Origin of the sequence: Aequorivita vitellina, from assembly GCF_022008365.1 — a bacterium.
Taxonomy (GTDB): Bacteria; Bacteroidota; Bacteroidia; order Flavobacteriales; family Flavobacteriaceae; genus Aequorivita; species Aequorivita vitellina.
Window position 1 is genome coordinate 1 of record NZ_JAIRBA010000016.1, and the last position, 19,184, is coordinate 19,184.

Genomic DNA, 19,184 nt, shown 5'->3' on the forward strand with positions numbered 1-19,184 from the left:
TTAAAGGAGCATCTTTGGAAGCACAAAGGTTTTACGTCAAAGGCAAAAGATTGGGAACTTAAATACTCCGAAAGCTTTGCGACAAAAGCTGAAGCCATCTTACGTGAAAAGCAGATTAAAAAATGGAAAAGTAGAAAGATGATTGAGACGTTGATAAACTCCAAGAATTAGCTCTGCTGATTTAGAGCATCCCGAATTAACTTCGGGAGGGTCGGGGGTTCGAACCTTCCGAAGTAAATTCGGAACAGGCTCTCATCGCCCACCAGATTTTTTATTGTATTATTTTCGCGCTTTATATTAAATGGAATAAGTTTAACTTTGACGAAATTATTTCTAAATACGAAAATTCTTGATTCCATTTATTCATAAAATAATAAGCAACGTAGTAAAGAAACGTCAAAAGAGCGGGAAATCTGCCAATACAACTGAGCCTTTAGAAAAACGTGTAAACAATCTTGAGGTAGAACTGGTGCACGAGGCGAGTGATATATTCTTCCTTCTCTTGGGCGTGGTTTCAGCGTCTTTTGGGTTAAGGGGGTTTTTAATTCCCAATGGGTTTATTGACGGTGGGGTAACAGGAGTGTCACTTATGGTAAATGAATTGGCGGGCATTTCTTTTTCACTGTTATTAGTAAGCTTTAACCTTCCATTTTTAATCTTGGCTTATTTTTCTGTAGGAAGAAGATTTGCGATTAAAAGTGTTTTGGGAATAGTGTTACTGGCAGTTGCTGTGGCTATAATTCCGTATCCTACTATTACAGACGACAAAATATTGGTTGCTGCTTTTGGTGGATTATTTTTAGGTTTGGGTATTGGGTTGGCTATTCGCGGGGGGGCGATAATTGATGGCACAGAGGTTTTAGCAATTTACATAAGCAGAAAAACCAGCCTTACCGTTGGAAATGTAATTATGATATTTAACGTAACTATATTTACGGCAGCAGCGTATTTTCTTTCAACCGAAATTGCTTTGTACGCGATACTTACCTATTTCGCAGCTTCAAAAACCGTAGATTTCGTAATTGACGGGATTGAAGAATTTATGGGAATTACTATTATTTCTGAAAAAAACGAAGAAATTCGACTGGCCATTATTGAAAAAATGGGACGCGGTTGTACAATTTATAAAGGTGAAAACGGCTTTTCTAAAAAAGGGGAGTCTAGAAAACTTGTTGACGTAGTTTACACGGTAATTACGCGTTTAGAAATGAGTAAGCTAAAAACCGAAGTCGATAAAATTGATAAGCAGGCCTTTATGATTATGACCTCGGTGAAGGATGCGAAAGGTGGGATGATTAAAAAGAAACCCATCAAAAAGTTCGATAAATAGCTTTAACACAATTGTTTCTTTCGGGTATTAGAATTTGTATTTTCGAAATTTTAATTGGGCCATTAACTCAGTTGGTTTAGAGTGTCACGTCGACAACGTGGAAGTCGTTGGTTCGAATCCAACATGGCCCACTATCGGAATTCGCCGTGCTTATAAGAAACAGATAGTTATGCCGAAGCTTCTTTAGAGCAAGGCACACTTTATTTTTAAATAATATCTAAAATTCGCTCCATCGCCATTCCGCGCGAGGCTTTAATTAAAATTGTAGCTGCTTTCGGTGGGTTGTTTTCCAGGGTTTTCTTTAATTCATCAAAATCTTCAAATTGTTTTATATGAGAAGATTTATTTGTGGTTTTTAGAAAATTGCTTCCTGTTAAATACACTTTTCCGAAAGGGTTTTCGACCAAGAAATTAACGATGTTTTGGTGCTCAGTTTCGGCATTTGCCCCCAGTTCAAACATATCGCCTAAGAACATAATTTTATTATTGCCTTTTGCTTGTTTAAAATTCTCCAATGCGGCCATCATACTCGTTGGATTGGCATTGTAAGCATCCATTAATATAGTATTTGTGCCTTTAGTAATCAATTGCGAGCGATTATTTGTAGGTATATAACTTTCAATTCCCGCCTTTATTTTTTCGGTTGGAACTTTAAAAAAAGCACCAATTGCTATTGCAGCAGAAAGATTCGCAAAGTTGTATAGTCCCACCAAATTACTTTGTATTTGTGTGCCGTTAAAGGCTACCAAAAGTTGATGGGAGCTATCTATTAATTGAATATCGAAATCGTTATTTTTGGTGCCAAAGGTTATTCTCTCAATACCTTCAGATTTTTCCAATTGTTTTACATCTTCGGCATTTACAAAAATTTTCTTATTGTGTTTTTTGAGATATTGATACAGTTCGGTTTTACCTTGTACAACGCCATCGAGGCTGCCAAATCCTTCTAAATGCGCTTTTCCAAAGTTGGTAATATACCCGTAATCGGGTTCGGCAATTTCACTCAGCATTTTTATTTCGCCTAAGTGATTGGCGCCCATTTCTACGATACCTATTTCGGTTTCTTTGTTCATAGCGAGCAATGTTAGGGGTACGCCTATATGGTTGTTTAAATTTCCTTGTGTGGCAACGGTATTAAATTTTTTTGAAAGAACAGCGTTTACTAGCTCTTTGGAAGTTGTTTTTCCATTGCTTCCGGTAAGCGAGAGTATTGGTAGTTTTAAAGATTCTCGATGAAATCTGGCTAATTGTTGCAGGGTTAGCAGCACATTTTCTACTAAAATGGTTTCTCCGGTGTTTTTATGAAAGCTTTCTTCATCAACAATTACTTTAAAAGCCCCTTTGTCTAATGCCTCTTGAGCGAATAAATTGCCGTTGAAGTTTTCACCTTTTAAAGCGAAAAACATACAGTTTTTAGATATTTTGCGCGTGTCTGTGCTTACGCCACTGCTCTGCAAAAAATAGTTGTGAAGTGATGCTATATTCATAAAATAAATATACTAAAAAACCCTCCGAAGCTGTATGCCACGGAGGGTTGTTTTTATAAATTTTATAATTTTAATTTCTTGGACGTTTTCCTTTTTTAGATTTTGAACCTACGCGGCTCATAGCACATCTAAACCCAATGTAGTCTGTTGCCATATCCTGTGGAAAATAACGTCTCTGTGCTGGATCTAACCAGTAGTCTCTATCTCTCCACGAGCCTCCTTTATACACACGAACTTCGTTATCTATTAAAGTAGTTCGGTTTGAAGATTTGTCGTATTGACGATCTAAAGTACCGCTGCTGTCTGCATATACTTTTTGAATAGGTGAGTTGTACATACGGTGGGTGCCGTCGCCACTTTCACTCTCTTCATCTGCGAATGATTGGTAGTAGCGGGATGAACGCTTGTCTCCATCTCTATAATCGCGGTTGTCGCTTTGAGAGAAATTGGTTCTTAAATACGTTTCATTTTCGTCAATAGGTACTTGAAGGATTCCTCCGGGCAAGTTACGGGCTACAATTTTACCATTGCTTAAAGTATCAAAAACGATGGAGTCTTTAGTAACAATTTGTACTTTTCCATCTTCGCCAATAGCGTTTTTGGTATAAACGTTTCCACGGTAATAGTTAAAGTCGTTGAATTCATCGTCAACAATTGGACGGTAAACATCTGCGACCCATTCGGCAACGTTACCAGCCATATCGTATAGTCCAAAATCGTTTGGTTCGTACGATTTTACTTGTGCAGTAATATCTGCGCCGTCATCGCTCCATCCGGCAATACCACCGTAATCTCCATCACCTTGTTTAAAGTTTGCCATTTGATCGCCGCGAGATCTTCTTTTTCCCGACCGTGTATATTGACCTTCCCATGGATATTTTTTCTTTCCTCTGTATGCATTGTAATTACGAAGACCAACTAAGCCAAGAGCTGCGTATTCCCACTCTGTTTCGGTAGGAAGACGATACGCTGGCATAAGCAATCCATCTTTACGTTGTATGTACAAGTTGGTGCTATCCTTACTTCTTTTTGCAATAGATTCAGATTTTTTTCCACCGCGCGTAATAGAATCATTACCTCCATAGGTTAATGTAGGGGCGTTTAAATATGTTTGGGTGTTAAAAGTTTCTCCCGGTTCAACTTCGTAAGGTGCATTTCGTGCAGTAATACCTTCGGTTGCTAACACCATTTCGTTAACGCGGTCTGTTCTCCAATTGCTAAATTCAACTGCTTGAATCCAACTTACACCTACTACAGGATACTCTGCGTAGGCAGGGTGACGAAGGTAATTATTGGTCATTACTTCATTAAAGCCTAAACGATTTCTCCAAACGAGGGTGTCTGGCACGGCGCCTTCGTATATTTTTCTGTAGGTTTCATCGGAAGGTGGGAAAACTTTTTTCAACCAATCAAGATATTCAAGGTACATTAAGTTTGTAACCTCTGTTTCATCCATATAAAAGGATTGAACGTGTTGCTGATTTGGTGAGTTGTTCCAATCGTGCATAGGATCGTCCTGCACTCTACCCATGGTAAAAGTACCGCCTTCAACAAATACAAGGCCTGGACCTGTTTCTTGTTCTTTAGATTGCGGGTTGTATTGAAATCCACCTTCTTTGGCGTTCATCTTCCACCCGGTGGCTCGAGAGCTGTTTTTATAGTCTCTGGTTTTGTTGCAACCTACTAGAAGTGTGGCTGCTATTAAAGTAACAAATAGCTTAAGTGCTAGGTTTTTTCTTAACATCATAGATTCAAAATATGATAAAATTGGGTTCGCAATATAGTAATTAACGACATAAACACAATAATATTTTATTATTATTGCGCTGTAGGGTTTTAAAAGGTTTTAAGACCAATCAAGTATGCAAACGTATTAGTTTTAAAATTATTATCCTAATACGATAATAGAGAAAAACTTTAAAAAGTGCGTTATACTAAGTGTATATTTGCAGCGTTATTGGTACTAATGAGAAAAGCGATACTATTTTTTGTTTTTATTGCATTACCTATTATAGGGAAGGCACAATCAAAAAGCATTACCATAGATTGGGGAGATTCCCGTCCCACGGCAAGCGATACTAAAATAAACGAATCGCCAGCGGCTGCAAGACAAAAAGCTATGGCAGCCTTAAAATTGCAATTAAACAAGGAAGCAATTGTCTATCACACCAAATGGGAAGACGCGGGTTTTGCCGATAAAACTTCTGCTGCAATTACCAATGTGCGTTATGGCACGGTCTCTCCCGAAGAATTGAACAAAATTGACACCCAATTAGTTCCCAACACGCTTCAATATTCCTTGGGTAGTTCGCGCTCAAGAGAAAAACTTTTCACCATTTTAAAACTTTCACCTATAGTTAAAACTAGTGGCGGGTATCAAAAAGTACTTTCTTTTGATGTTGCTTATCGCTACGGACCATTCTGTGACGACTATACTCCAGCAGTTACAAATTCGGTGTTAGCTACTGGGCAATGGTATAAATTTAAAGTTGAAGAAACGGGTATTCATAAAATAGACAAATCTTTTTTAAGCAGTTTGGGAATGAATACAGACGGCATAAATCCGCGAAATATTAAAATTTATGGTTATGGCGGAAAATCGTTGCCATTACTAAATGAAGAAAATAAGTTTTTTGACCTTCCAGAAATTGCCATTCAAGTTGTAGGCGAAGAAGACGGAACTTTTGACGGTAGCGATTATATCTTGTTCTACGGCACCAGCACCCAAGGTTATGTTGAAGAGAATGATTCAAATATAAATCCATATTCAGACGACTCGTTTTATTATGTAACGGTAAATGGAAATGCCGGAAAACGCGTGCGCCCGATGGTAGAGCCTTCGGGAGCGGTGGATTTTACTATTTCGGAATTTGACGATTATCAATTTTATGAAAAAGACGAAGAGAGTCCTACAAAATTGGGAAGAAAATGGTTCGGAAATAGATTTGATATTAACAATGAACAAAGTTTCAATTTTGAGTTTCCTAACATTGTTTCAAGCAAACCTATTCAATTAACAATTAAAACTGCAGCGGCTTCCGAGAGTGTAACTTCATTGGCGGTAACTGTAAATAGCACTGCTTTGGATCCTATTGAATTCCGCAGATTGGGTGTGGGTGGGCTTTTAGATTTAGATACTTATGAAAAGGAGATTCCGGCGAGTGGCGAATCGGTTCAAATAGATTTAATGTATAACAATGCCGGCAATCCGTCAAGTATAGCTTATTTGGATTATATTGGACTGTGGGCCGTAAGAACGCTGAGTGGCACTGAAGGACAATTGCCATTTCGGTATAAGGCGGCTGGCACACTTTCTGGCGTTGGAGAATATCAATTGTCGAATGCTTCGCAGTTTTCGCAAGTTTGGGATGTTACCGATGCACAGTTTATCACTTCAAAACAAAACGAAAACAACGCTTCTTCTTTTAGTTTTAAGCAAACACTGGGCGAAGTGCGCGAATATGTAGCCGTGGGTCCTTCTAACTATCTAATTCCTATTAAAGCAGCACAATCGGTTGTTCAGAATCAAAATTTAAAGGGTACAATTTTTAAAGACGGTTCTGGCAATTTTAAAGATGTGGACTATCTTATTATTACGGCACCTTTTCTTATTCAGCCCGCTTTGCGTTTGGCAACCTACCATAAAAACCTTCAAGGGCTTAATGTAAAGGTGGTAACCACAGATAAAATTTATGAGGAATTTAGCGGTGGCAGTCAAGATATTAGTGCTATCAGAAACTTTGTGCGCTATGTGTATAACAATGCTTCTTCAGAATCCAAACGGGTAAAATATGTTGGAATAATTGGCGATACCTCGATTGATTATAAAAATAGACTGCCGAACAACAACAATATTGTTCCAACGTTTCAAACACTTACGGGGGTTAGTATAGCACAGTCGTTTATGTCTGATGATTTCTTCGGAAATATGGATTCGTGCGAAGGAACTATTGGCTCTGGCACATCAGATATTGATTTGCTCGATATTGCGATGGGCAGAATAATAGCAGACAATGTTTCCACGGCCAATGCTATGGTTGATAAAATTATAAAATACACTTCTGAAAGTTCCTACGGCAATTGGAGAACTAATTTTGTTTTAATTTCAGACGATATAGACAAGGAAAATGAAGAGCAGCTGCAATTGAAATTGGATGCCTTAGGCGATCAGATTTCAGTGGAAAAACCGTTTATTAATGTGAAAAAAATTCACACAGATGCATATCAACAAGAAGCATCGGCAGGAGGAAATCGGTACCCAGAAGTTAACGAAGCTATTAAAAGTGCTTTTGATGTAGGCGCAATAATCATTGATTATTTTGGGCATGGGGGTGAAGATGGATTGGCTGCAGAGTATATATACACTAAAGAAGCTGCGCAAAACCTGAGAAACAAAGACAACTTGCCCTGTGTTGTTACCGTTACTTGCGAATTCACCAAATTTGACAATCCGTTGCGCATTACTGCCGGGGAGCTCACGTATTTAAATAAAGATGGCGGAGCTATTTCGCTTGTTACAACCACCCGGGCAATCTATATTAATACAGGGGTTTTATTCAATCAATTACTTGCAGATAATCTTTTTGGCTACGGAAGAGACATACCCGAAACACCGGCCGAAGGTTTGCGTCTTTCCAAATTGGGGATGGATAGTGATTTAAGGCGCGTAGTTTTCTACATAGGCGATCCGGCGATGCATCTTGCTTTTCCTAAAAAAAGCATCCGACTAACAAAACTGAATGACATGCCTATTGGGCAAGCTACAGATACGTTAAAAGCATTGAGCAAAATAAAACTTGCTGGTGAAGTAATAAATGAAGCCGGCCTGTTAATGGCAGATTACAACGGTATTTTGGAAGCAAAAGTGTTTGATAAAAACGTAATGCGACAAACTTTAGACAATGACAACTTCAATTTTGTAATGGATTTTACTACGCTTGGCGAATCGTTGTTTAACGGGAAGGCCACCATTACGAATGGAAATTTTGAATTTGAATTTGTTGTCCCCAGAGACATTCAAATACCCGTGGGCAAAGGCCGGGTTAGTTTGTATGCTAAACGAGACAACGAGCTGGAAGACCAAGCAGGTGTAAATTTAGATATAGACGTTGGAGGTCTTAACGAAAATGCTCCTGAAGATAATGAAGGACCGCTAATAAAACTTTATATGAATGACGAGAGTTTTGTTTCAGGCGGAATTACAGATGATTCTCCAATGTTACTCGCAAAACTTGAAGATACCAACGGAATTAACACCGCTAGTGGTATTGGTCACGATATAGTTGCAATTTTAGATGGCGATGAATCCAATCCCTTTGTTTTAAATGAATTTTATCAAGCCGATGTTGACGATTATACAAAAGGGAAAGCAACCTTTAAATTCCGCGACCTCGAAGATGGCTTGCATACTTTAACTCTCAAAGCTTGGGATGTTTACAACAACTCTGCCACTGCCGAAATTCAATTTATTGTTGCGGGTAGCGAAAAGCTTGAAATTACGCGCGTGCTTAATTACCCAAACCCATTTGTAAATTATACCGAATTTTGGTTTAACCACAACCGGCCAGATGAAACTTTAGATGTACAGGTACAAGTTTTTACCGTAACCGGAAAAGTAGTTTGGACCAAAAACGCAACCCTACCGCCTTCTGGCAGCTATTTATGTCGCGAAATCACTTGGGATGGTCGTGATGATTTTGGCGATCGCATCGGAAAAGGTGTGTACGTTTATAAGATAACTGTTAAATCGGCGTTAACAAATCAGCGGGTTGAAAAATTTGAGAAACTCGTTATCCTTTAAAAATTAAATTTATATTTGCTCAAAATTATTTAATATGAAAAAATTATTTATTCCAATTTTGTTAGGCCTTGTAGCATTTAAGTCTGTTGCACAAGAAGATAATACCGGAATTGAAAATCGTGTAATTACAACTGGTGTTCCATTTGTGCTTATTGCTGCCGATCCACGTGCCGCAGGTATGGGAGATATTGGTGTTGTTACCTCTGCCGATGCGTTTTCGCAGCAGTGGAACCCTGCAAAATACGCCTTTGCACTTTCAAAACAAGGTGTTGGTGTAACTTACACTCCCTATCTTAGTAAATTGGTAAACGATATATTTTTAGGTAACATTACCTATTACAATAGAATTAACGAACGTAGCGCTGTTGGTGCAAGTTTTCGATATTTCAGCAATGGTGAAATTGAATTGCGCCAAACTGCAGAAGAAGAGCCTTTGCTAGTGAAGCCAAACGAATTGCTTTTTGATGTTTCGTATTCACTGAGACTTAGTGAGCGTTTCGCAATGGGAGTTGCTGGGCGTTATATTCGTTCAGATTTAAAACTTCAAACGGCAGTTGCCGACGCTTCTGCTGCAAGTACCTTTGCCGTAGATATTGCGGGTTATTATCAGAGTGAAGAAATACCTTACAACGACTTTGACGGACGTTGGAGAATGGGTTTCAATATTTCTAACATAGGCCCTAAATTAAAGTATGACGAAGTAGGTTCTGAAAGTAACCTTCCAACCAATTTAGGCCTTGGAGGTGGATTCGATTTCATCTTAGACGAATACAACAAAGTAGGTGTTTCTGCACAGGTTAATAAATTATTGGTTCCAACCCCAAGCGATTCAAACAACGATGGTGTAATTAACAGTGAAGATGATTACTATAATGAAAGTTTCTTTAGTGGAATGTTCTCTTCATTTGGAGATGCTCCAGACGGTTTTAGTGAAGAACTAAAAGAATTTACTTGGGCTTTAGGTGCTGAGTATTGGTACCAAGATGTGTTTGCATTCCGTACAGGTTATTTCAACGAAAGTGATGACAAAGGAAGTAGAAAGTTTATGTCTTTCGGTGCTGGTTTCCGCTACACGGCAATCAATATTGATATTTCGTACTTGTTCTCTACCTCTAAATTGTCAAACAGCCCATTAGATGGAACCCTTCGTTTTGGTTTAACTTTCAACTTTGGCGATACATACGACGAATACTAGGATAAAAGTTGGGGAGTTTATGAGTGGAGTAGTTGAGGAAAGATTATTTTTATACGAAACACTAAGCTTTTAAAACTATTGACTCATCGACTCAATGTAAATGAAAAAACAAAAAATTGAAATTGCCTTGGAAGTTTTTGACACTGTTTCAGAACTTCCAAAAGATATTCAAGAATTGATGAATAAGGCGCAGCAAGCACGTGAAAATGCTTATGCGCCTTATTCACATTTTAAGGTTGGGGCAGCGCTTCGGCTGGTTTCGGGAAAAATTGTTCTGGGCAGCAATCAGGAAAATGCCGCATTCCCATCTGGACTTTGCGCAGAAAGGGTAGCTGTATTTAGTGCGGGTGCCAATTTTCCCAATGAAATTATTACAGACCTTGCCATAACCGTGCGTGCCGAAAGTCACGAAGTAATTGAAGCTATTGCTCCTTGTGGCGCTTGCCGACAATCGTTAGCAGAGTACGAACAAAAACAAAAAAGCCCAATAACTATCTACTTTATGGGCGAAACCGGAGAGATTATCAAAGTGGCTTCAATAATGGATTTACTGCCGCTAGGCTTTGATGCGAAATACCTCTAAATGGGGGAGCACCAAATTCTAAAAAAGACAAAACACTAAAAAACAATTTCCCCAACACAACTAATATAATTCAGATTATAACCAATAACTCTTGCTTTAAGAAGACTTGTTAATTATTTGAATTTTATTTGAAGTTTGATTTTTCAATTTATTTCAGTTTTTGTTTTTGGGATTTGTAATTTGTATTTTCTCCTTATAAAGTGCTATTTTTGTTATCCGTTTAATTTATTTTCCGCAGAGGAAAACCTTATCGCAGATAGATGAAGAAAATCACCAAAAAAACGTACCTAGATTGGTATGAGAATATGCTCTTTTGGCGCAAGTTTGAAGATAAACTGGCGCAAGTTTATATCAATCAAAAAGTGCGAGGCTTTTTGCACCTTTACAATGGCCAAGAAGCTGTTTTGGCGGGAGCATTGCACGCAATGGATCTTTCTAAAGACCGAATGATAACCGCTTATCGAAATCACGTTCAGCCTATTGGAATGGGCGAAGATCCTAAAAAAGTAATGGCAGAGCTTTACGGTAAAGCAACTGGCACCTCACAAGGGTTGGGAGGCTCTATGCATATCTTTTCAAAAGAACATCGCTTTTATGGCGGTCACGGTATAGTTGGTGGGCAAATCCCACTTGGAGCTGGCCTCGCCTTTGCCGATAAGTATTTTGAACGAGATGCTGTAACCCTAACCTATATGGGCGATGGTGCCACGCGTCAAGGGTCACTTCACGAAACTTTTAACTTGGCAATGCTGTGGAAACTACCGGTTGTGTTTTGTGTTGAAAACAATGGGTATGCAATGGGAACTTCGGTTGAGCGAACTGCAAACCACACAGATATTTGGAAGCTCGGTTTGGGGTACGAAATGCCTTGTAAGCCTGTAGATGCTATGAAACCAGAGGTGGTTGCAAAAGAAATGGACGAAGCAATTAAACGTGCCCGTCGCGGCGATGGGCCAACATTCTTGGAGTTGCGCACCTACCGTTACCGAGGCCACTCTATGAGTGATGCTCAGCATTATCGCACCAAAGAAGAAGTTGCGAAAAAACAGGAGGAAGACCCAATTACATACGTACTTCATCAGATTTATGAAAACAAATGGGCAACCGAGGCCGAAATCAAAAAAATTGACAAGAAAGTAAAAGATATGGTGACGGAATGCGAAAAATTCGCAGACGAATCTCCATATCCAGACAAGAACATAATGTTCGACGCTGTTTACGAACAAGAGGATTACCCGTTTTTATCAGATAAATTGTAATTTTAATTGACGAAGGAATTAGGACTAAAGACAAACCATAATACAAAACACCATTCAATGTCCTAAATCCTTTTGTCTTTTATCCTTAACCCTTTTGATAAAAAAATAAAATAGAAACTAAAAGATACCCGCATTCGCGGGCAATATTATGGCAGAAGTAATAAATATGCCGCGTTTAAGCGACACCATGGAAGAAGGAACGGTAGCAACCTGGCTTAAAAAAGTGGGCGACACCGTAAAAGAAGGCGATATTTTAGCCGAAATTGAAACCGACAAAGCTACAATGGAGTTCGAATCTTTTTATGAAGGAACGTTACTTCATATAGGTGTGGAAGAAGGTGAAACTGCGGCGGTAGATAAACTTTTGGCGATAATTGGTGAAAAAGACGAAGATATTTCCGCATTGATCAATGGAAAATCTGAAGATAAAAAAGATGATTCATCAAACGATGATGATGATTCGGAAGATGACACTTCAGAAAAAGATACTTCTGAAAATGACAATGCTGAGAAAATGGATTCTGAAAAGGAAGACACCAATGAAAAATCTGAAGAATCTTCCTCTGGAGCCGAGCTGCCTGAAGGTGTTGAAGTAATTACAATGCCGCGTTTAAGTGATACAATGACCGAAGGAACTGTTGCAACTTGGCTTAAAAAAGAAGGTGATAAAGTAGAAGAAGGCGATATTTTAGCCGAAATAGAGACAGACAAAGCCACGATGGAATTTGAATCATTCTATTCCGGCACCTTGTTGAAAATAGGCATAGGCGAAGGCGAATCTGCCGAAGTTGATGCTATGCTTGCAATTATTGGCCCGAAGGATACCGACTTGAAAGCTGTTGAAGCCATTATTAAAAAAGGAAGCACTACTGCCAATTCAAAAAGCGAAAAATCTTCTAAAAAAGCTTCCGAAGCTACTGAAAAGAAAGAAAAGCAAACTTCGGAAGATACTTCTGAAAAGGCAGTGTCTAAAAAGGAAGTTGCTGCAGATAAAAAACAGGAAGGTCATCCAACTACAAATGAAGGCCGCATTTTTGTTTCACCATTAGCCAAAAAAATGGCTGAGGAAAAAGGCATTGATCTGCGCCAGGTGCAAGGCAGTGGCGAAAACGGTCGTATTGTAAAAAGTGATATTGAAAATTACCAACCGGCTGCTGGTGGTGGACAGGCTTACACTCCCGTGGGCACTGAAAGTTTTGAGGAAGTGAAAAACTCTCAAATGCGTAAAACCATTGCCAAACGTTTGGCCGAATCTAAATTCACCGCTCCCGAATATTATTTAACCGTGGAGTTGGATATGGACCACGCAATTGCGGCGCGCGAAGCAATAAATGCAAATCCGGATGTGAAGATTTCTTTTAACGATATGGTGATTAAAGCGTGTGCGATGGCTTTGCGCAAACATCCACAAGTAAACAGTCAATGGACGCCAGAGGTTACTAAAATCGCGAAGCACATCCATATAGGCGTTGCCGTAGCGGTTGATGAAGGCTTGTTAGTGCCGGTATTGAAATTTGCAGACCAAATGACTTTTTCGCAAATTGGTGGACAAGTAAAAGAACTTGCCGGAAAGGCGCGAAATAAAAAGATAACTCCGCAGGAAATGGAGGGCAGTACGTTTACGGTTTCAAACCTTGGAATGTTTGGAATTACTGAATTTACTTCAATTATAAATCAGCCAAACTCGGCAATTTTATCTGTTGGTACAATTGTTCAAAAACCAGTAGTTAAAAACGGTCAAATTGTAGTTGGCAATACAATGAATGTTACACTAGCTTGCGATCACCGCACCATCGACGGTGCAACGGGAGCTAAATTTATGCAAACTGTAAAACAGTATATTGAAAATCCTGTGACGATGTTTGTGTAAAATAATTAAACAAACCTAACAGATCTTTAAGACCTATTAGGTTTTTTACTCGAATAGACCCCAAAGGTATCAAAGACCTTTGGGGTCTTTCCCAAATATTTAATCCATGAAAAACATAATAATTACAGGAACTTCACGCGGCATTGGTTTTGAACTGGTGAAGCTTTTTTCGGAAGCTGGACACAACGTTTTGGCATTATCGCGGAATTCAAAACCTATTTCAAATTTAAAGCTGAAAAATGTTACGGCTCTTGAATTTGATATAGCCGATCAATCTGAAATAGTAAAGCTTTCGGCTTTTTTACAAACCGGGATGAAATCTGTGGATATTTTAATAAATAATGCGGGATATTTGGTGAACAAGCCTTTTTCAGAAATTACTTCCGAAGAATTTAAAAGATGTTATGATGTAAACGTTTTAGGCCCAACTTCACTTATAAAAACAGTAATTCCATTTATGAAGCAAGATAGCCACGTTGTAAATATTAGCAGTATGGGCGGTATACAGGGAAGTGTTAAATTCCCTGGACTCAGCGCATACAGCAGTAGTAAAGGGGCTATAATTACATTAACCGAATTACTTGCCGAAGAATACAAAGAAACTGGTCCTGCGTTTAACGTTTTGGCACTTGGTTCTGTACAAACTGAAATGTTAGCAGAAGCTTTTCCCGGGTTTAAAGCGCCACTTTCAGCAACCGAAATGGCACAATATATAATGGATTTTTCCCTTACGGGGAATAAATATTACAACGGAAAAATACTTCAAGTTTCAAGTACTACGCCTTAATTTTATGACGGATATCCTTGAAAAATACATTCCACAAGCCTCCGTTGCCTCAGCTTTTCAGTTGATTAAAACACATAATGTTCATCTTAAAATTGTAAATGAACGCGTTACGCGTCACGGCGATTATAGAAAATTGGCCAACGGTCAGCATCAAATTACGGTGAATGCTTCGTTGAATAAATATCGTTTTTTAATCACGCTCGTTCATGAAATTGCACATTTGGAAGCTTTCACAAAATATGGACACACAATAAAACCGCACGGATTGGAGTGGAAACGCACCTTTCAACTTTTAATGCTGCCGTATTTACGTCCCGAAGTTTTCCCCAACCAATTGTTGCCTTTGTTGGCGCGGCATTTCAAAAATCCAAAGGCTTCCAGCGATACAGATGCAGCTTTGTCACTAGCCTTAAAACAGTTTGACCCAGAGAACGATAAAAACTATATATTTGAAATACCTTTAGGGGGGCATTTTAGATTGTACAACGGTAAAATCTTTAAACGCGGCAAGCAACGGGTTAAACGATTTGAATGTATAGAGGTTTCCACCGGAAGAACCTACCTTTTCAATCCGAATGCTGAAGTGGAATTTTTGAAACCTCCTAACTCACAAAGGGAGTATTAATTTGAAATATTGGTTGCCATTTTTTTGAAAATGGAACCACGAAACAGGACCAAAGGGAAACAAAGAAGCTGGACTAAAGAAAAACGGAATTTAGGGAAAATAAGGCGCAGGAAACTGTAATAGATTAATAAAAAGATACCCGCCGAAGTTTATATTGAGCCTGCCTGCCGAAGGCACGTAGGCAGGCGGAGTTGAAATACGGCATTACAATGAACAAAGATTATTACGCAGTAATTATGGCAGGGGGGATTGGCTCCCGATTTTGGCCAATGAGCACTCAGGAATTTCCAAAGCAATTTCACGATATGCTGGGAACTGGGCAGACCTTGCTTCAAAAAACGTTTTCGCGTTTAAATAAAATTATTCCTTCGGGAAATATATACATTCTCACCAATGAGATGTATCTGGAAATTACTTTAAAGCAATTGCCAGAAATTACCGAAAAGCAAGTAGTTTTAGAACCTGCAATGCGCAATACGGCGCCGTGTATTTTACTTTCCGCTTTAAAAATTAAAAAGGAAAATCCGGATGCTTTAATGCTCGTTGCCCCCAGCGATCATTGGATTGAAGATGAAACAGCCTTTGCCAAAGACGTGCAAGCGTGTTTTGATGCGGCACAGCGCGAAGATATTTTACTCACTTTAGGCATAGAACCAACATTCCCCAATACGGGTTATGGTTATATTGAAAGCGACAAAAACAGTTCTTCAGAAATAAAACCAGTGAAACAGTTTCGCGAAAAACCCGATTACGAAACCGCAAAACAGTTTTTAACTGCAGGAAATTTTCTTTGGAATGCAGGGATCTTCATTTGGAGCGTAAAAAGTATCGTTGCATCTTTTGAAAGCCATCTTGCCGAAATGAATGCCTTATTTTTAAAAGGAATGGTTTCTTTAAACACTTCCGAAGAAAAGCAATTTATAGATAACAGTTATTCGCAAGCCGAGAATATTTCGATAGATTATGGAATTTTAGAAAAGGCGCGCAATGTATTCGTAAAAAAGGCTACCTTCGATTGGAATGATTTGGGTACTTGGGGTGCGCTTTATGACAAGTTGGAAAAAAATGAAGACCGAAATGCAGTGGTAAATGCCGAAACATTATTAAAGAATTCAGATAATAATATGATCTTTACCGATAGAAAAAAACTTGTTGTTTTAGACGGTATTGCAGATTATATTGTGGTTGATAAAGAAGACGTTCTTTTGTTATTTCCGAAGAAAAAAGAGCAGGAGATTAAGGAGTTGTTGAAAGAGGTTTCAAATAAATTTGATAATAAATATTTGTAGATGAATACATCAGGAAATAATAACGATATTAAGGCCACACCTAACGACGAGCAATTTGAGACTGTTAAGCTTAATACATGGCAAAGTATCAAACAATTCCTGAGAGAGCTTTTTGATATTCGTGCAGATACGGATCGCGACGCTACTATTGAAGCGGTAAAGAAGGATATTTCGTTTAAAGGGCACACGGCTTGGATTCTTATTTTCTCCATCTTTGTGGCATCTATTGGGCTCAATGTGAGTAGCACAGCAGTGGTTATTGGGGCGATGCTTATTTCGCCACTTATGGGGCCAATTGTGGGGGTAGGGTTATCTGTTGCAATTAACGACGTTGACACTTTAAAACGCTCCCTTATAAACTTAGGAGTAATGGTAATTTTAAGTGTGCTAACCGCCTTTCTCTATTTTAAACTTTCACCGTTAACCGAAGAAACGCCAGAGCTTATAGCCAGAACCTATCCTACTATTTTAGATGTGCTTATTGCAATTTTTGGTGGGTTGGGGTTAATTGTGGCAAAAACGAAAAGCGGCACTATAGCGAGTGTTATTTTTGGGGTTGCAATTGCTACTGCTTTAATGCCGCCACTTTGTACTGTGGGCTACGGATTGGCTATTGGCAACGCTTCGTACGCAGGTGGGGCACTATACTTATTCTCTATTAATGCTGTGTTTATTGCGCTTTCTACATTTATAGTTTCAAAAATATTACAATTTCCGTTGGTGCGGTATGCCAATAGCAAGCGCAGAAAGAGAACTTCACAGATTGCCTCGTTAATTGCTATTGCAGTTATGGTTCCTAGCGTGTGGTTATTTATAAAGCTATTAGAACAACAGGTTTTTGAAAATAAAACCAAGGAGTTTGTAAACACCGTAATAAAATACGACGGTGTTGAAGTAGTGAAATTTACCCAAGACTATAAAACAAAAAATATTGACGTCTATTTAATAGGTAGGCCCGTGCCGCAAAATAAAATAAATGAGTGGCTTACAAAATTAGAAAAAACCGAAAAATTAGAAGATACGCGTTTGCGAATCTACCAAGGCGCCGATCAAAGTGGAGAAATGGCTGCCAGATTATCGGGTGAAATTAAAGCGGGAATTTTGGAAGATTTATACGTTAAAAACGAGCAAATTATTCAGAATAAGGACGAGCAAATTCGGTTTTTAGAAAATGAATTGGCGCTTTTAAAAATTCAGAATATTCCGTTTAAACAGTTAAGCGAGGAGATTAAAATAAATTACGAAAACATTGAAACCTTTAGTTTTTCGAATAAAATAACCACTAATTTTAAAACTACCGATACGGTTCCCGTAATTAATGTTCGATGGAAAAAGAATGTGTCGTCTAAAGAACGAAAAGCAGAATTAAAAAAGATAGAAGCTTGGTTGAAGTTTAAAATGAAGTTTGATACCCTGCAGGTTTCCGAATATCCGTAAATGCTTATCCTTCTTTAAGTTGTACTTCGCGTATTTTTTTGAAAAGATCTGAAGAATACACAAAATTAGTTACGTCTTCGTTATCGGTTTTAAAGATTTCTTGATTGGTCCCTTGCCAAACAAGTTTTCCGTTTTTAAGTAAAACTACCTTTTCGCCAATTTCCATAACCGAATTCATATCGTGCGTTACTACTATTGTTGTAATGTTGTATTCGTGGGTAATTTCTTGAATAAGCGTATCTATTAAGGTTGCGGTTTTTGGATCGAGGCCGGAGTTTGGTTCATCGCAAAATAGAAATTTTGGCTTGTTTACAATTGCTCGGGCAATAGACACTCGTTTCTGCATTCCACCAGAGATTTCTGCAGGAAACTTTTTATTTACATTTTCAAGATTAACGCGTTTTAGTACTTCGTTCACCCTGGCAATCATATCGGCTTTTTTTTGTTTGGTAAACATACGTAACGGAAACATTACGTTTTCTTCAATATTCATTGAATCGAAGAGCGCCCCACCTTGAAACAGCATGCCTATTTCCTCACGAAGCTTGCGTTGCTGTTCGTCGTCCATATCTTGAATGGCGTTATCACCGTAATAAATTCTACCTTGTTCGGGTTTAAAAAGACCGATTAAACATTTTAAAAAAACTGTTTTACCACTTCCGCTTTGCCCGATGATGAGGTTGGTTTTGCCTCTGTCAAATTCTGTAGATATTCCTTTCAGAATTTTTTCGCTACCAAAACTTTTATGTACATTTTCAACTTTAATCATGAGCTTAAAAGGAGTTGTGTTATTATATAATTTGCAGCAATAATAAGTACACTAGTCCAAACAAATGAGTTGGTACTGGCTTTCCCCACTTCTAAAGCGCCACCTTTCATATAGAAACCTTGCCAAGAGGGAACGGTAGCGAGAATAAAGGCAAAAACAAAGGTCTTAAAAAAGGCGTAAAAAAGTTGATAGGGTATAAAATCTTCTTGCACTCCCGCTATAAATTCGGACGAACTGGTAAAGCCACCGTAAACACCGGCAACCCAGCCTCCGAGAACACCGAGAAACATGGAAAGTACAATTACAAACGGATAAAACATTAAGGCCACTATTTTAGGAAAAACCAAGTAGTTTAAGCTGTTAATACCCATTACTTCTAAAGCGTCAATTTGTTCTGTAACCCGCATAGAGCCAATGCTGGAGGTGATAAATGATCCAACTTTTCCGGCCATAATTATTGAAATAAATGTTGGCGCAAATTCTAAGATAACCGATTGCCGTGTGGCAAACCCAATTAAACTATCTGGAATTATGGGGTTGTCCATATTTAGAGCAGTTTGAATTGCAACAACTCCACCCACAAAAAAGGAGATAAAGGCCACAATACCCAAAGAACTAATAATAAGATCGTTGATTTCCTTAAAAATAAGATGCCTTAAAACCGATGTTTTGGTAAAACTACCAAACACCTTTTTAAGCATTAAAAAATAGGAACCAATATCTTGTATATACTTCATATAAACGCTAGCTATG

The 19,184-nt window shown here is 38.5% G+C and carries 15 protein-coding genes and 1 tRNA gene; 12 read left to right on the top strand and 4 right to left on the bottom strand.

Annotation, left to right across the window (positions count from 1 at the left end):
* The 3 genes from K8089_RS09175 to K8089_RS09185 all read left to right on the top strand — a co-directional run.
* On the top strand, nt 1–171 hold a 171-nt coding region (locus tag K8089_RS09175; protein ID WP_237603052.1), incomplete at its 5' end, for a GIY-YIG nuclease family protein.
* Nucleotides 172–349: 178 nt separating this feature from the next.
* Nucleotides 350–1,330, top strand: coding sequence for a YitT family protein (locus K8089_RS09180; RefSeq protein ID WP_237602983.1), 981 nt, complete (start codon nt 350–352; stop codon nt 1,328–1,330).
* Between the two features lie 56 nt (nt 1,331–1,386).
* Nucleotides 1,387–1,461 (top strand) — tRNA-Val (locus tag K8089_RS09185).
* A 75-nt stretch (nt 1,462–1,536) separates the two neighbouring features.
* On the opposite strand, the gene K8089_RS09190 is transcribed toward K8089_RS09185, so the two are convergent.
* Both K8089_RS09190 and gldJ read right to left on the bottom strand, forming a co-directional pair.
* Entirely contained in the window at nt 1,537–2,817 is a 1,281-nt protein-coding gene (locus tag K8089_RS09190; RefSeq protein WP_237602984.1) for a UDP-N-acetylmuramoyl-tripeptide--D-alanyl-D-alanine ligase, read from the bottom strand.
* 70 nt (nt 2,818–2,887) lie between these two features.
* The gene (gene gldJ / locus K8089_RS09195; protein ID WP_407932387.1) at nt 2,888–4,561 is read right to left on the bottom strand and encodes a gliding motility lipoprotein GldJ; all 1,674 of its coding nucleotides are present in this window, start codon (nt 4,559–4,561) and stop codon (nt 2,888–2,890) included.
* Between the two features lie 222 nt (nt 4,562–4,783).
* Here gldJ and porU point away from each other — a divergent pair, with 222 nt between their 5' ends.
* The 9 genes from porU to K8089_RS09240 all read left to right on the top strand — a co-directional run bounded on the left by porU (nt 4,784) and on the right by K8089_RS09240 (nt 17,662).
* The gene (porU, locus tag K8089_RS09200; RefSeq protein WP_237602986.1) at nt 4,784–8,617 is read left to right on the top strand and encodes a type IX secretion system sortase PorU; all 3,834 of its coding nucleotides are present in this window, start codon (nt 4,784–4,786) and stop codon (nt 8,615–8,617) included.
* A gap of 34 nt (nt 8,618–8,651) precedes the next feature.
* Nucleotides 8,652–9,812 carry a type IX secretion system outer membrane channel protein PorV gene (porV, locus tag K8089_RS09205; RefSeq protein ID WP_237602987.1) on the top strand — a complete coding sequence of 387 codons (1,161 nt, stop codon included), beginning with the start codon at nt 8,652–8,654 and terminating at the stop codon, nt 9,810–9,812.
* 100 nt (nt 9,813–9,912) lie between these two features.
* Nucleotides 9,913–10,395 carry a cytidine deaminase gene (gene cdd / locus K8089_RS09210; RefSeq protein ID WP_237602988.1) on the top strand — a complete coding sequence of 161 codons (483 nt, stop codon included), beginning with the start codon at nt 9,913–9,915 and terminating at the stop codon, nt 10,393–10,395.
* A 260-nt stretch (nt 10,396–10,655) separates the two neighbouring features.
* Nucleotides 10,656–11,654: a pyruvate dehydrogenase (acetyl-transferring) E1 component subunit alpha gene (gene pdhA, locus K8089_RS09215; RefSeq protein ID WP_237602989.1), complete on the top strand. Its 999-nt coding sequence runs from the start codon at nt 10,656–10,658 to the stop codon at nt 11,652–11,654.
* A 148-nt stretch (nt 11,655–11,802) separates the two neighbouring features.
* The gene (locus tag K8089_RS09220) at nt 11,803–13,524 is read left to right on the top strand and encodes a pyruvate dehydrogenase complex dihydrolipoamide acetyltransferase (protein WP_237602990.1); all 1,722 of its coding nucleotides are present in this window, start codon (nt 11,803–11,805) and stop codon (nt 13,522–13,524) included.
* Nucleotides 13,525–13,630: 106 nt separating this feature from the next.
* Nucleotides 13,631–14,311 carry an SDR family NAD(P)-dependent oxidoreductase gene (locus tag K8089_RS09225; RefSeq protein ID WP_237602991.1) on the top strand — a complete coding sequence of 227 codons (681 nt, stop codon included), beginning with the start codon at nt 13,631–13,633 and terminating at the stop codon, nt 14,309–14,311.
* 4 nt (nt 14,312–14,315) lie between these two features.
* On the top strand, nt 14,316–14,936 hold the full coding sequence (locus K8089_RS09230) for a SprT-like domain-containing protein (protein ID WP_237602992.1): 621 nt from the start codon (nt 14,316–14,318) through the stop codon (nt 14,934–14,936).
* 209 nt (nt 14,937–15,145) lie between these two features.
* Nucleotides 15,146–16,225 (top strand): mannose-1-phosphate guanylyltransferase, encoded by a 1,080-nt coding sequence (locus tag K8089_RS09235; RefSeq protein ID WP_237602993.1) that lies wholly within the window; start codon nt 15,146–15,148, stop codon nt 16,223–16,225.
* Nucleotides 16,226–17,662 (top strand): DUF389 domain-containing protein, encoded by a 1,437-nt coding sequence (locus K8089_RS09240; protein WP_237602994.1) that lies wholly within the window; start codon nt 16,226–16,228, stop codon nt 17,660–17,662.
* A 4-nt stretch (nt 17,663–17,666) separates the two neighbouring features.
* Here the strand turns inward: K8089_RS09240 and K8089_RS09245 are convergent, their stop codons facing one another.
* Nucleotides 17,667–18,431, bottom strand: coding sequence for an ABC transporter ATP-binding protein (locus tag K8089_RS09245; protein ID WP_237602995.1), 765 nt, complete (start codon nt 18,429–18,431; stop codon nt 17,667–17,669).
* Entirely contained in the window at nt 18,428–19,168 is a 741-nt protein-coding gene (locus K8089_RS09250; RefSeq protein WP_237602996.1) for an MlaE family ABC transporter permease, read from the bottom strand. Before K8089_RS09250 ends, K8089_RS09245 begins: the two co-directional genes overlap by 4 nt.
* Between the last annotated feature and the right edge of the window lie 16 nt (nt 19,169–19,184).

Bases quoted from the DNA above. Each gene is read 5' to 3' on its own strand.
- porU (WP_237602986.1), top strand. From the start codon at position 4,784: ATGAGAAAAGCGATACTATTTTTTGTTTTTATTGCATTACCTATTATA.
- gldJ (WP_407932387.1), bottom strand. From the start codon at position 4,561: ATGTTAAGAAAAAACCTAGCACTTAAGCTATTTGTTACTTTAATAGCA.
- cdd (WP_237602988.1), top strand. From the start codon at position 9,913: ATGAAAAAACAAAAAATTGAAATTGCCTTGGAAGTTTTTGACACTGTT.
- K8089_RS09245 (WP_237602995.1), bottom strand. From the start codon at position 18,431: ATGATTAAAGTTGAAAATGTACATAAAAGTTTTGGTAGCGAAAAAATT.
- K8089_RS09190 (WP_237602984.1), bottom strand. From the start codon at position 2,817: ATGAATATAGCATCACTTCACAACTATTTTTTGCAGAGCAGTGGCGTA.
- K8089_RS09220 (WP_237602990.1), top strand. From the start codon at position 11,803: ATGGCAGAAGTAATAAATATGCCGCGTTTAAGCGACACCATGGAAGAA.
- K8089_RS09230 (WP_237602992.1), top strand. From the start codon at position 14,316: ATGACGGATATCCTTGAAAAATACATTCCACAAGCCTCCGTTGCCTCA.
- pdhA (WP_237602989.1), top strand. From the start codon at position 10,656: ATGAAGAAAATCACCAAAAAAACGTACCTAGATTGGTATGAGAATATG.
- K8089_RS09235 (WP_237602993.1), top strand. From the start codon at position 15,146: ATGAACAAAGATTATTACGCAGTAATTATGGCAGGGGGGATTGGCTCC.
- K8089_RS09225 (WP_237602991.1), top strand. From the start codon at position 13,631: ATGAAAAACATAATAATTACAGGAACTTCACGCGGCATTGGTTTTGAA.
- K8089_RS09250 (WP_237602996.1), bottom strand. From the start codon at position 19,168: ATGAAGTATATACAAGATATTGGTTCCTATTTTTTAATGCTTAAAAAG.
- K8089_RS09240 (WP_237602994.1), top strand. From the start codon at position 16,226: ATGAATACATCAGGAAATAATAACGATATTAAGGCCACACCTAACGAC.
- porV (WP_237602987.1), top strand. From the start codon at position 8,652: ATGAAAAAATTATTTATTCCAATTTTGTTAGGCCTTGTAGCATTTAAG.